This is a genomic window from Eggerthella guodeyinii, assembly GCF_009834925.2.
Lineage (GTDB): Bacteria > Actinomycetota > Coriobacteriia > Coriobacteriales > Eggerthellaceae > Eggerthella > Eggerthella guodeyinii.
This window is the reverse complement of record NZ_CP063310.1, coordinates 1,212,516-1,224,863: the sequence shown is the minus strand read 5'-3', so window position 1 is coordinate 1,224,863 and position 12,348 is coordinate 1,212,516. Positions and strand designations below refer to the sequence as shown.

At 67.8% G+C, this 12,348-nt stretch carries 11 protein-coding genes and 1 riboswitch; of the genes, 8 read left to right on the top strand and 3 right to left on the bottom strand.

Features of this window, described 5'->3' with window-relative positions; translation table 11 throughout:
- Positions 1–216 precede the first annotated feature (216 nt).
- The gene (locus GS424_RS04920) at positions 217–1,704 is read right to left on the bottom strand and encodes a helix-turn-helix transcriptional regulator (protein WP_160942863.1); all 1,488 of its coding nucleotides are present in this window, start codon (positions 1,702–1,704) and stop codon (positions 217–219) included.
- Between the two features lie 237 nt (positions 1,705–1,941).
- Here GS424_RS04920 and GS424_RS04915 point away from each other — a divergent pair, with 237 nt between their 5' ends.
- The 4 genes from GS424_RS04915 (at position 1,942) to GS424_RS04900 (ending at position 6,344) form a co-directional block, all read left to right on the top strand.
- On the top strand, positions 1,942–2,736 hold the full coding sequence (locus GS424_RS04915) for a 4Fe-4S dicluster domain-containing protein (RefSeq protein WP_114538447.1): 795 nt from the start codon (positions 1,942–1,944) through the stop codon (positions 2,734–2,736).
- A 16-nt stretch (positions 2,737–2,752) separates the two neighbouring features.
- Complete coding sequence (locus GS424_RS04910) at positions 2,753–5,038, top strand: molybdopterin-containing oxidoreductase family protein (RefSeq protein ID WP_114551062.1); 2,286 nt, start codon at positions 2,753–2,755, stop codon at positions 5,036–5,038.
- A gap of 69 nt (positions 5,039–5,107) precedes the next feature.
- A complete protein-coding gene (locus tag GS424_RS04905) occupies positions 5,108–5,626 on the top strand; it encodes a cytochrome c3 family protein (protein WP_160942864.1) in 519 nt (172 codons plus the stop codon).
- Between the two features lie 28 nt (positions 5,627–5,654).
- Positions 5,655–6,344, top strand: coding sequence for a hypothetical protein (locus GS424_RS04900; RefSeq protein WP_160942865.1), 690 nt, complete (start codon positions 5,655–5,657; stop codon positions 6,342–6,344).
- A 305-nt stretch (positions 6,345–6,649) separates the two neighbouring features.
- Here GS424_RS04900 and GS424_RS04895 read toward each other — a convergent pair whose 3' ends face one another.
- The gene (locus tag GS424_RS04895) at positions 6,650–8,098 is read right to left on the bottom strand and encodes an alanine/glycine:cation symporter family protein (RefSeq protein WP_160942866.1); all 1,449 of its coding nucleotides are present in this window, start codon (positions 8,096–8,098) and stop codon (positions 6,650–6,652) included.
- A gap of 104 nt (positions 8,099–8,202) precedes the next feature.
- Positions 8,203–8,703 (bottom strand): L-2-amino-thiazoline-4-carboxylic acid hydrolase, encoded by a 501-nt coding sequence (locus GS424_RS04890; protein WP_015760332.1) that lies wholly within the window; start codon positions 8,701–8,703, stop codon positions 8,203–8,205.
- Positions 8,704–8,852: 149 nt separating this feature from the next.
- Positions 8,853–9,028, top strand: a riboswitch (FMN riboswitch).
- Between the two features lie 137 nt (positions 9,029–9,165).
- Between GS424_RS04890 and GS424_RS04885 the strand changes: the two genes are divergently transcribed.
- Genes GS424_RS04885 through GS424_RS04870 form a run of 4 tightly spaced genes read left to right on the top strand, consistent with a single transcriptional unit; the run spans position 9,166 to position 12,337 of the window.
- Positions 9,166–9,771 (top strand): ECF transporter S component, encoded by a 606-nt coding sequence (locus GS424_RS04885; protein ID WP_015760331.1) that lies wholly within the window; start codon positions 9,166–9,168, stop codon positions 9,769–9,771.
- Positions 9,772–9,775: 4 nt separating this feature from the next.
- Positions 9,776–10,597, top strand: coding sequence for an energy-coupling factor transporter ATPase (locus tag GS424_RS04880; RefSeq protein WP_015760330.1), 822 nt, complete (start codon positions 9,776–9,778; stop codon positions 10,595–10,597).
- Positions 10,573–11,550 carry an energy-coupling factor transporter ATPase gene (locus tag GS424_RS04875; protein ID WP_009304864.1) on the top strand — a complete coding sequence of 326 codons (978 nt, stop codon included), beginning with the start codon at positions 10,573–10,575 and terminating at the stop codon, positions 11,548–11,550. Before GS424_RS04880 ends, GS424_RS04875 begins: the two co-directional genes overlap by 25 nt.
- The gene (locus tag GS424_RS04870) at positions 11,543–12,337 is read left to right on the top strand and encodes an energy-coupling factor transporter transmembrane component T family protein (RefSeq protein WP_154334716.1); all 795 of its coding nucleotides are present in this window, start codon (positions 11,543–11,545) and stop codon (positions 12,335–12,337) included. Before GS424_RS04875 ends, GS424_RS04870 begins: the two co-directional genes overlap by 8 nt.
- Positions 12,338–12,348 lie beyond the last annotated feature (11 nt).

Genomic DNA, 12,348 nt, shown 5'->3' with positions numbered 1-12,348 from the left:
TTGCGTTTTGCGTACCCGAAGGGGCTGGGCGGCGGGGAAATCGAAAAGGGTCGTCAGCGCAGCGGCTTCCCGACCTGGGGTTATGCGAAACGCCTCGAAAGGCTACCGAGCCGGGAGGCGCGCAGAAGGACGCCGAAGCCGCTCGACGGCGCGCAAAACGTCAAAATTGGTTAAGATCCGGGAATTTCCGTGCCGCGACGTCGGCACCGAGTTCGCCTAACGCGCCGACGACGCGCCGACGGCCTCGGCGGCCTCGATGATGTCGAGGAGCTCCTGGCGGTTGTGGATGTCGAGCTTCTGGTAGAGGTGCATGCGGTGCGTCTGCACGGTGCTGCGCGACAGGAACAGCTTCTTCTCGATGTGCGCCGAATCGCGCCCCTGCGCGATGAGCAGGGCGATCTCCGTCTCGCGCGGCGAAAGCTGGTACGTCTGCGCCACCGAGAGGCACTTCGCCTTGAAGGGCGTCTTGTGCTTGAACGGCACGATCTGCACGAGCGCGTTCGCGTCGGCCTCGGTGAACACGACCGCGTAGCCCACCGCCACCGCGAGCACGGCCGCGAACACGATGAGGTGCACGTTGTCCATGGTGAGGTGCTGCACGAACACCGAGCTGAACAGCGCGCCGCCGAACGACCCGAGCGACCAGAAGCCGTACACGAGCCCGAAGAAACCGGGGGCGTACGCCGAGCGATCGCGGAACGCCGACGCGGCGATCACCCAGATGAGCAGGAACACGAGCTGGTACATGATGACGCTGCACGTGTAGCCGGCGATAGCCGCCTGCCCCGCCAGCACGATGGGCAGCAAGAGGATGCTGGCCAGCCCCAAGAGGAATATCATGCGGTACAGATGCCCGAACTGGAAGCGTTCGCGGTACGCCAGCAGCGCGTAGGCGAACGCGACGGCCGCCACCACGACGACGAACGCCGCGGCGTGGTAGGCCACCGCGAACGGCGAGCTCGTCACCTGCGTGCGCATGAACGCGTCGAACTCGCTGCGGAACAGGTGGTCGATCACGCCCCACGCGAACACGATGGCCGCCAGTTTCACGAGCATCCGCACCGACGCGCCGCAGCCCTCACGCGGGGCGGGGGCCGCGCTCGGCGGCCGCCCGTCCGCACGCTCGCGCTGCCCGGCCCGCAGGCAGACCGTCGACACGAGCGGCAGCGCGATGGAGGTCGCGATGACCGTGTAGATGTTCGCGATCGAGATGATGGCGTTGATGGCGCAGGTCAGCACTTGCGAAAGGAACAGCGTGAGGAACATGCTCTGCACCGAGAGCCTGCCGAACAGCTGCATCCAGAACAGGTAGAGCACCACCGACAGCGCGCCCGCCACCGCGATGACCACGTCGCCCGTCACCGTGACGGAGTTCCGCGTGACGAGCGGCAGCACGAACACCGCGCCCATGAGCGCCATGGCCACGCCGAGCGCAAGCGGTCTCACCGTGCGTTCGAGCACCGCGAACAGGCGCCGGCCGCCCAGGAACAGCACGAGGCACGCCAGCACGGCCGCCACGAGCGACGGCATGCAGGCGCCGTGCGGCGGCTTGTTCACGAGCGCGTTCATCACGTTGTCCGGCGTCGCCGCCGTGAGCAGCGTGGGCGACCACGACACCGCGCAGCCGAACCCCACGGCGAGCGTCACGTTGGCGCGCGTGACCGCGTTCGACCACGCGTCTTTCAGAGCAGTGCGATTCCCCATGGAAGCCCCCTCGTATCCCCTACGATCTCCCGCGTTCCATTCTACCCCATGGGCATGCACCCGAACAGCGTGCCGTCACCTGGGAAAACGAAAGATCATATAACGGAACCGATGCGGTTTCGAAGGCTCATCCACCGCTTCCGATACCCCTTTCCCCAGCACTTTGCCAGAGTATCCCCAACGGTCCTGCGCCGCGACGGGCGCAGGGCACGGGGACATCGAGGAGAGGAGTCACGTATGACGACATGGGGAATGCTCATCGACCTCAAGCGCTGCGCGGGATGCGGGGCATGCGTGGTGGCATGCCAGCTGCAGAACAACCAGGGCCCGGGCGTATCCTGGGTGAAGCTCGACACGGTGGAATGGGGCGAGGCCGCCGGCGAGGCGGGGCGCGCGTACCTGCCGCACGCCTGCATGCACTGCGAGAACCCCGAATGCGTGTCGGTCTGCCCCACCGGCGCCAGCCAGAAGCTCGACGACGGCGTGGTGATCGTGGATTACGACGCGTGCATCACCTGCGGCTACTGCATGTCGGCGTGCCCGTACGGCGCGCGCGTGCTCAACGAGGGCAAGGGCAACTACTTCGGCGAGTACGCCCAGGCGCCCTACGAGGCCTACGGCGTCCAGCGCTCGCGCGTGGTCGAGAAGTGCATCTTCTGCCGCGAGCGCGCGGAGGAGGGGCTGCCCGTCGCCTGCGTGCTCAACTGCCCGGCGCACGCGCGCTTCTTCGGCGACCTCGACGATCCCGAGAGCGACGTCAGCAAGCGCATCGCCCAGGGCGACGCCGTGCGCGTGGACGAGACGTCGTTCTACTACGTGCCCATGAACGGCATGGACGAGAGCCTGCTGCCCACCGCCGCGGGCGGCGCCTATGCAGAAAGCTCGAAGGCGGCTCCCGGCATCGACCCCGTTGCGGCAACGATAGGCGTCGCCGCGGTGGCCGCGGTCGGCGTCGGCGTGGGCGTCGGGGTGAAGAAGTCGAAGGACAAGGCGAAGGCGCAGGCCAAAGCCGACGAAGCGAAGAGCGAGTAGGAAGGAAGGTGCACCCATGACCACGATTAACGACACCACGATGCAGGGCAACATCAGCCGCCGCTCGTTCGTGAAGGGCGCGTCCGCCCTGGCCGCCGGGGGCGCGCTGGCCGGCGCGTTCGGCTTCGACATCGCGCACGCCGAGGGCACGGTGGACCCCGACGCCCCCGTCGAGAAGCGCTACACGTACTGCGACATGTGCAACCAGGTGCCCAAGTGCGGCATGACCGCCTACGTGCAGGACGGCAAGATCGTGCGCGTCGAATCGCGCACGCCCCATCCCACCACGCCGCTGTGCGCGAAGGGCCTCGCCAGCATCCAGGAGCTCTACGACCCCAAGCGCCTGCAAACGCCGCTGCGACGCACGAACCCCAAGGGCACGGGGCAGTCGCAGTGGGAGCCCATCACCTGGGACGAAGCCTACGACGCCATCGTCAGCGAGTTCAACCGCGTCAAGGAGGAGGACGGCCCCGACGCCGTGATGTTCTACTGCGGCGACCCGAAGGAGCCGCGCCCGCCCATCCAGCGCGTGGCCACGCTGTTCGGCAGCTCCACGTACGGCCTCGAAAGCTCGCTGTGCTCGACGGCCACGAACATCACCTCCCAGCTCGTGTACGGCCGCGGGCAGAGCTCGTCGGGCTCCGACCCCAGCGACGACACGGGCAGCTGCATGATCTGGAGCCTCAACGCGGCCTGGTCGCAGCCGAACCGCCACGCGAAGCTCATGGACCAGAAGGAGCGCGGCTGCAAGTTCGTCATCGTCGATCCGCGCATCACGCCCACCGTCATGGGGCTCGCCGACGTCCACCTGCAACTGCGGCCCGGCTCCGACGGCGCGCTGGCCCTCGGGTTCATCAACATCCTCGTCCGCGACAACCTCGTGGACAAGCAGTTCGTCGACGAGTGGACGCAAGGCTACGAAGGGCTCGCCGACCTGGCCGCCCAGTACCCGCCCGAGAAGGTCGAGGAGATCACCTGGGTGCCCGCGGCCAAGCTGGAAGAGGCCGTGCGCCTGCTGGCCGACAACGCGCCCAGCACGCTGGTCACCAGCTCGGCGGGGCTCGCCCACTCCTCCAACGTGGGCCACGCGCTGCGCGCCGTGTTCATGATCCCCGCCCTCATGGGCATGATCGAGAAGAAGGGCGGCGTCATGTTCGCCTCGGGCGGCCTGCCGCTCGACGTGAGCGCCTCCACTGCCAAGTTCCGCGCCGAGGACGTCTACACCGAGCAGAACTTCGCCGACAAGCGCGTGGACAAGGACGATTTCCCCGCCTGGGTGTCGTTCACCAAGCACTTCCAGACGGCGCGGCTGCCCGAGTACATCGACGAGGGGAAGATCAAGGCCGCCATCCTCGTGGCCAGCAACGTGATGATCTGGCCCGAATCGGACCGCTACCAGGAAGCCCTCGGCAAACTGGAGTTCGTGGCCGCCGTGGACTACTACGAGCGCCCCTGGACCCACGACTACGTGGACATCCTGCTGCCCGCCGCCATGTGCCACGAGCGCATGGCCCCCTTCGCCGCCTACGGCCGCAAGCTGTTCTTCCGCGAGCCGTGCGTCCAGCCGGCCGGGCAGGCGCGCGAGGATTGGAAGATCATGCTCGACCTGGGCTGCAAGCTGGGCTTCGAGGAGCAGTGCTTCGGCGGCGACGTGGAAGCGGCCCTCGACAACATCCTGCAGACGGCGGGCCTCGACGTCACGCTCGACGACCTGCGCGCGAACCCCGAGGGCCTGGAGATCCCCGGATCGCCGAACGAGGAGGGCAAGCACGCTGCGGGCAAGCTGCGCAAGGACGGGCAGCCCGGCTTCAACACGCCGTCCGGCAAGCTGGAGTTCGACTCCGAGATCCTCAAGGGCTTCGGCTACGAGGGGCTTCCCGTGTACGAGGAGCCGGTGCACACCCCCTACGCGCCCACCGAGGAGGACAAGCGCTACCCGCTCGTGCTGAACGCGGGGTCGCGCCTGCCCTACTACACGCACTCCAAGCTGCGCGAGATCCCCTGGCTCAACCAGTTCATGCCCGAGCCCGTCGTGCGCCTGCACCCCCAGGACGCGCGCGACCGCTCCATCGGCACCGGCGACGTGGTGCGCGTGTTCAACCACCAGAACGAGATCGAGATGAAGGCCGAGGTGACGAACCTCGTGCACGCCGGCATGGTCGACATCTTCCACGGATGGCACCAGGCGAACGTGAATCTGCTGACCACGCGCGATTTCGATCCCATCACCGGGTTCCCGCCGTTCAGGTGCGGCCTGTGCGAGGTCGAGGCCACCGGCAAGGGACGCCTCGTCAGCCAGTAGCCAGCCAACGGATCAGCGGCCGCGCCCGCGCCGCGCATGCCGCGCGGGCGGGGCGTCAAGGAGGGAATCATGAACGATCGGAAGAGAACCAAGAGGCTCATCGCGCTCGGGGTGGCGGCGGCGGTCGTCGTGACGGCCGGCGCGGGGTTCTGGGTATGGCACGAGCAGCCCAGCTTCTGCAACGCCATCTGCCACACGCCCATGGACCCGTACGTCGAGGACTACTACGCCGACGATGCCACGCTGCTGGCCGCCTCGCATCGCGTGGCGGACGTCAGCTGCCTCGACTGCCACGTGCCCACGCTCAGCGAGCAGCTGGCCGAGGGCGTGACGTGGGTGGCGGGCGGCTACGCGCTGCCGCTCGAGCAGCGGCAGTTCGACAACGCGTTCTGCATGAACGGATCGTGCCACGACATCGGGCAGGACAGCCTGGCGCGGATCACCGCGCAGCGGGAGTACAACCCGCATAGCAACTTCCACGAGGAGCTGGCGTGCGGCACGTGCCACAAGTCGCACACCGCGTCGGTCATGCAGTGCGCGCAATGCCACAGCGACGCCGACGTGCCTGCCGGCTGGGTGGTCCGCTAACGGCCGGGAGGCTGGAAAGGAGGTTCCCATGGAGGTGTTGCTGGCGATTCTCATCAGCGTGCTGTTCGCGTGCGCGCTGCACAGGCAGATCAAGCGCTACGCCGTGTCGTTCTACATCGTGGCCGTGGCCGTCGACGTGCTGTTCCTGTCAGGGGTGCTGTTCGGGGTCTCGCGCGAGTTCGCCGCCGCGGTGTACCCGTACCTCACGCGGTGCCTGCTCGGGTTCGCCCTGTTCGCGCTCGTCATGTACATCGGGGCGCTGCCCGAAGGGTCGAAGGCGCGCCAGATGCTCATGCCCATCCGCGGCGAGCTGTCCATCATCGCCGCCATCCTGACCGTCGGGCACGTGGCGAACTACCTGGGCACGTACCTGGCCGACATCCTGTCGGGGTTCGCCGGGATGTCGGCGGGCATGGTCGCGTCGTTCGTCGTGTCGAGCCTGCTCATCGTGCTGCTGGCGGCGCTCACCGTCACGTCGTTCAACGCGGTGAAAGCCCGCATGAGCTCCGACGCGTGGAAGCGCCTGCAGAAAACCGCCTACGCGTTCTTCGGGCTGACGTACGTGCACCTCGTGCTGGTGCTGGCGCCCACCGTCTCGTCGAGCGGGCAGAAAGCCGCGTTCAGCATCGCCGCGTACACGGCGGTCATGCTGGTCTACGTTGCGCTGCGCGCGGCGACGCACCTGCGCGCGAGGCGGGCGCGGCCCGCGACGCCGTAGAGCTTCGAGCGCCCGGCTTCGAGCTCGCTTGGAGCCGGGCACGCCGTCGGTCACGGAAATTCGTCCGAAGTAAGCAATTTTTTCGTTTTGCGTACGATTTCGGCCCCTCGGCTTCCCGCCGCGGACCTGGGGCGAGCATCGCCCCAGGTCAGTTTTGCCCGCCTCGGACACCGCAGCCCTCGACCGTGCGCAAAACGTCAAAATTGCCTAGAATTCCGCGATTCCCGTGCCGGGCCGATGCCGACTCCTGCGGCAACCGCCCTCCCCGCGCAAGGCGGGCGGGCGCAGCGCCCGGCGTCGCGGCGCTACTTCCCCTCCAGCTGCGGGATGGGCGTGTCGTCGGCCTCGTCGAGGTTGCCGTCGTACACGTAGTGGCGCGTCTCGCGCGCGATCATGCCGCTCAGCAGCAGCACGACGATGATGTTGGGGATGGCCATGAGCGCGTTGCCGATGTCCGAGATCGTCCACACGATGTCGCCCACGCCGATGGCGCCGAGAAAGGCCACGGCCACGTAGATCACCTGGTACGGACGGATGGCGTAACGCCCGAACAGGTACGTGATGCAACGGTTGCCGTAGTACGACCAGCCCAGGATGGTGGTGTAGCTGAACGCCACCATGCCCAGCACGAGGATGGGCGTGCCGATGTAGGGGATCTTCGCGAACGCCTCGCTGGCCAGCATCGCGCCGGAGTAGACGGTGGGATTCGCCATGATGGACGACGCGATGTCGGGGTTCGCCAGCATCGTGGACACGAGCACGATGCCCGTGAGCGCGCAGATGACCACGGTAGACCAGAACGTGCCGGTCATCGCCACGAGCGCCTGCTGCGCCGGGTTGCGCGTGGAGGCCGCCGAGGCCACGATGGGGGCCGACCCCAGGCCCGACTCGTTCGAGAACAAACCGCGCGCGCAGCCGAACTGCAGCGCCATCATCAGCCCTGAGCCCACCGCGCCGCCGAACGCGGCCTTCGAGGTGAACGCGCATTCCAGGATGAGCCCCAGCGCGTCGCCGATGAGCGCCCAGTTGAACGCGAGGATGACGAGGCAGCCGCCCGCGTAGGCGACGGCCATGATGGGGACGAGGCGCTCGCACACCTTCGAGATGGACTGCACGCCGCCGAAGATGACCACCGACACCAGCACCACGATGACCACGCCGACGACCCACGCGGGGACGTCCACGTTCGAGGTGATGATGCCGGACATGGCCGACGCCTGCACGGCCGAGCCGGTTCCGATGGCCGCGATGGCGGCAAACGCGGCGAACGCCACGGCGCCGAGCTTCGCCCACCAGGGAGTATGCCCGCCGGGGCTCGGGTCGCGCCTGCCCTCGGCGTTGCGCCTGAACGCGCGCTCCCAGATGTACATGGCGCCGCCGAGCATGGCGCCGTTGTGGTCGCGCACGCGGTACTTCACGGCCGCGTACACCTCGGCGTACTTCGTGGCGATGCCGAACACGCCGGTGATCCACATCCAGAACACCGCGCCCGGTCCGCCCGCGAGGATGGCCGTTGCCACGCCCACGATGGAGCCGGTGCCGATGGTGGCGGCCAGCGCCGTGGCCAACGCGCCGAAGTGGCTGATGTCGCCCTTGCCCTCAGGGTCGCTCGACAGCGACAGCTTGATGGCCTGCGGCAGCTTGCGCTGGATGAACCCCGTCTTGAAGGTGAAGAACAGATGCGAGCCCAGCAAGAGCGCGATCATCGCGGGGCCCCATACAAATGCGTCGATGGTGTTGAGTAGTTCGAACATAATTCCGCTATTCTACCCCGTAGTTCGCCCGATCAGCAAAAACAACGCCCCCCGTCCACAAACGGTTACCCCGGCGCAGGCCGAGGCTTCCTGCGGCCGCCTTTTTAGCGGTGGTAGATCAAATGGCAGACGTCGTCGCCGCGGGCGATGGTCTTGGGCAGGTCGAGGTCGCAGCCGTAGGCTTCGCCGATGCCGCGGTCGCCGCACATGGCCCAGTCGCAGAGGTTGGAAATCTCCTCGTCGGTGCAGCCCTGCTTCTGCCACGCCTTCACGAGCGGGCAGTAGTGGAACTCCAGCTCGAAGCGGTCATCCTGCACGTCCTTGACGTCCATCTCGAACACCATCTGCGCCGGCTTGCCGAACAGGCCCTTCTTGAGGCTCTTCAGGCTGTTCGTGCCGCCGCCCTTCGCGACCAGCTCCGCGCCCTGGAACAACCCGCAGCGCTTCACGGCCGCCGGCGCGAACGCAGCCGGGTCGGCGCCCGCCTTCGCCGCCTCGTCGGTGAGCAGGTACAGCCACAGCGCGCGATGCTCCAGCAGCTCGCGGATGGCCTTGACGAGCGGGTTCTTGCTGCGCGGTTCGTTGACGATTCTGCTCTCGGCCATGGTGCCTCCCCTTCGTGCCGGACCCTCTTCGTTGCTGCGATTATACGGCAACGAGGCGCCGCCCAACCCACAAAACCTGCGCATTGTCCCCCATTCGGTCATTGCGTGGTTGCCAGACGGCAACAAGGCCGCTACAATGCAGCGCATGGATTCTGTTTCAGGGCGAGGTGCAATTCCTCACTGGCGGTAATCCGGCCGCGATGCCCCGCATCGGCGAGCCGGGAGTCCGCGACCCTGCGAACGTCCCCGATAGGGAGTGCGGTTGCAGGCTGATTCCGGTGCGATTCCGGAACCAACGGTATAGTCCGGATGGAAGAGGCAGAGATCCGCGCCGACCACGCCCCGCGTGCGTCGGCTCGGACCCCAAGAAGCCTGTATGGAAGGAATTCATACGGGCTCGTTTTCTCTTTAGGCCGGGAAACGTGACCCGAACGTCACGGCCTGCAAGAGAAAGGGGTTGCCATGACCGGCAACGCACCGGGCACCAACGCCCAGGACACGTATGAATTCACCAACACCAACAAGTGGGACACCCGCCAGCTCGTCACGATGGCGCTCATGTGCGCGATCGGCGTGCTGCTGTCGTTCGTGGAGTTCCCGCTGCTGCCCGGCGTCACCTGGCTCAAGTACGACGCCTCCGCCATGCCCGCCATGGTGTGCGGCTTCGCCTTCGGCCCGGCGGCCGGCCTCGCGGTGGGCGTCGTGGGCGCCGTCATCCACGGCATCCTCATGGCCGACTTCTCGGGCGCCGTCATGAACATCCTCGTGGTGGCCGGCTTCATCCTGCCCGCCGCGCTCGTGTACCGCCGTTCGCGCACGTTCAAGAGCGGCGTCGTCGGCCTCGTGCTGAGCGCCATCACGGCCACCGTCATGGCCATCCTGGGCAACCTCGTCATCACGCCGATGTGGCTGGGCGTGCCGCTCGACGCCGTCGTGGCCATGATCCTGCCCATCCTCACGCCGTTCAACCTCATCAAGGCCGGCATCAACGCGGTGCTCACGCTCATCGTGTACAAGAGCATCTCCAATTTGATCACACCCAAGAAGAAGCAGGTGAAGGGACGCTAACCGCATGATCGAGTTCAAGGGAACAGGCTTCACGTACGACGGCGACCGCTTCGTGCTGGACGGCGTGGACGCGCGCATCGCCCCGGGCGAGTTCGTGTGCATCCTCGGCGGCAACGGCTCGGGCAAGTCGACGCTGGCCAAGCACATCAACGCGCTGCTCGTGCCCGACGAAGGCAGCGTCACCGTGCTCGACCACGACACACGCGACGAGCGGTCCACCTACTTCATCCGCAGCCATGCGGGCATGGTGTTCCAGAACCCCGACGACCAGCTGGTGGCCAGCCTCATCGAGAACGACGTGGCCTTCGGCCCCGAGAACCTGGGCGTGCCCACCGACGACCTGCGCCAGCGCGTGGCCGACGCGCTGGCGGACGTGGGGCTGCAGGGTTTCGACAAGCGCGAGACCGCGGCGCTGTCGGGCGGGCAGAAGCAGCGCGTCGCCATCGCCGGCGTGCTGGCCATGGAGCCCTCGATCCTCATCCTGGACGAGGCCACGGCCATGCTCGACCCGCGCGGCCGCAAGGGCCTCATGCGCGTGTGCCACGAGCTGCACGACCGCGGCATGACCGTCGTCATGATCACGCACTTCATGGAGGAGGCCGCGCAGGCCGACCGCGTCATCGTATTGGAAGAGGGCCGCGTCGCCTGCGACGGCACGCCGCAGGACGTGCTCGTGCAGGCCGAGCTGCTGGAACATCTCAACCTCGACCTGCCGTTCGCCGCCGAGCTGTCGCTCGAGCTGGGGCGGCGCGGCGTGCCCGTGGGCATGCACATCGAGACGACCACGTTGAAGGAGGAGCTGTGCCGATTGCTTTCGAAGGCGTAAGCTACTCGTACGCCGACCCCGCCCGCCAGGAGAAGCGGAAGTCGCGGGCGAAGCGCCGCCGCGAGGCCGGCGTGATCGAGGACGCCCCCTCGCTCGAGCGCGGCAAGCCGGCCTGGGGAGGCGACCCCGACGCCGTGTGGGCGCTGCGCGACATCACGTTCGAGCTGGAGGACGGCGAGTTCCTCGGCATCGCCGGTCACACCGGCAGCGGCAAGAGCACCCTCATCCAGCACATGAACGGGCTGGTGAGCCCCACGCGCGGGCGCGTGCTGCTGGACGGCCAGGACCTGGCCGACAAGCGCGCGGCGCAGGCCTGTCGCGGCAAGGTGGGGCTCGTGTTCCAGTATCCCGAGTACCAGCTGTTCGCCGCCACCGTGCGCGAGGACGTGGCGTTCGGCCCCCGCAACCTGGGGCTGTCCGCCGACGAGGTGGAGCGCCGCGTGGCCGCCGCGCTGGAAAGCGTGCGCCTCGACATCGCCGAGCTGGGCGACAAGAGCCCCTTCGAGCTGTCGGGCGGCCAGCAGCGCCGCGTGGCGTTCGCGGGCGTGCTGGCCATGGAGCCGCGCGTCCTCGTGCTGGACGAGCCGGTGGCCGGCCTCGATCCCGTGGCGCGCGAGGAGTTCCTCGACCTCATCGCCCAGCTGCACGGCAGCGGGCTCACCGTGGTCATGGTGTCGCACAGCATGGACGACCTCGCCCGCCTGTCCGACCGCGTGCTCGTGCTGAACGAGGGCCGGCAGTTCGCGTTCGGCACGCCGTCCGAGGTGTTCGCGCACGGCGAGGGGCTGCGCGCCATCGGCTTGGACGTGCCCGCCCCCCAGAAGCTGGCCGACGAGCTGCGCGTAGCGGGCGTGGAGCTGCCGTCGAAGCTGTACGACGTGAAAGCGCTGGCGGACGAGCTGGCGGGCGCCTACCGCGCGGCCGTCGAAGCCTCGGAGGCCCCTCATGCCTGACATCGCGGTCATCGGACGCTATTGGCCGGGCACGAGCCCGCTGCATCGCATGGATGCGCGCGCGAAGCTGCTGCTAGCGCTCGCGCTCATGGCGGTGGTGTTCGTCGCGCAGTCGTTTCTCGGGCTCGCGGTGTGCGCGGCGTTCGTGTTCGGCTTCTTCAGGCTGGCGGGCATCCCCATCCGCTCGGCGTTCAAGTCCATCGCGCCGCTCGCGTTCATCGTGGTGGTCACCGCGCTGCTCAACGTGTTCTTCGTGCAGGGCGGCACGGTGCTGTTCGAGTGGTGGATCATCCGCATCAGCGAGGCGGGCCTGTGGCAGGCGGCCTTCATCGCCTGCCGCCTGCTGCTGTTGCTGCTGGGGATGAGCCTGCTCACCCTGACCACCGCCACGCTCGACATCACCGATGCGTTCGAGTACCTGCTGCACCCCTTCCGCCGCATCGGCGTGCCGGCGCACGAGCTGTCCATGATGATGGGCATCGCCCTGCGCTTCCTGCCCCAGTTCACCTTCGAGCTGCAAACCGTGTACCGCGCGCAGATCAGCCGCGGCGCCACGTTCTCCAAAGGGCGGCTGCGCATGCTCGCCTCCCTCATGGTGCCGCTGTTCACCAGCGCGTTCCGCCACGCGGAAACGCTGTCGTCGGCCATGGAGGCCCGCTGCTACCACGGCGGCGTCGGCCGCACGCGCCTGCATCCCCTCGCGTTCACCGCGCTCGACCGCAACGGCGTCGTCGTCATCGTCGCCATGCTGGCCTGCGTCGTGGCCACCAACTTCATCCCCTGGTAGGACCGCTCCGA

Bases quoted from the DNA above. Each gene is read 5' to 3' on its own strand.
- GS424_RS04920 (WP_160942863.1), bottom strand. From the start codon at position 1,704: ATGGGGAATCGCACTGCTCTGAAAGACGCGTGGTCGAACGCGGTCACG.
- GS424_RS04915 (WP_114538447.1), top strand. From the start codon at position 1,942: ATGACGACATGGGGAATGCTCATCGACCTCAAGCGCTGCGCGGGATGC.
- GS424_RS04910 (WP_114551062.1), top strand. From the start codon at position 2,753: ATGACCACGATTAACGACACCACGATGCAGGGCAACATCAGCCGCCGC.
- GS424_RS04905 (WP_160942864.1), top strand. From the start codon at position 5,108: ATGAACGATCGGAAGAGAACCAAGAGGCTCATCGCGCTCGGGGTGGCG.
- GS424_RS04900 (WP_160942865.1), top strand. From the start codon at position 5,655: ATGGAGGTGTTGCTGGCGATTCTCATCAGCGTGCTGTTCGCGTGCGCG.
- GS424_RS04895 (WP_160942866.1), bottom strand. From the start codon at position 8,098: ATGTTCGAACTACTCAACACCATCGACGCATTTGTATGGGGCCCCGCG.
- GS424_RS04890 (WP_015760332.1), bottom strand. From the start codon at position 8,703: ATGGCCGAGAGCAGAATCGTCAACGAACCGCGCAGCAAGAACCCGCTC.
- GS424_RS04885 (WP_015760331.1), top strand. From the start codon at position 9,166: ATGACCGGCAACGCACCGGGCACCAACGCCCAGGACACGTATGAATTC.
- GS424_RS04880 (WP_015760330.1), top strand. From the start codon at position 9,776: ATGATCGAGTTCAAGGGAACAGGCTTCACGTACGACGGCGACCGCTTC.
- GS424_RS04870 (WP_154334716.1), top strand. From the start codon at position 11,543: ATGCCTGACATCGCGGTCATCGGACGCTATTGGCCGGGCACGAGCCCG.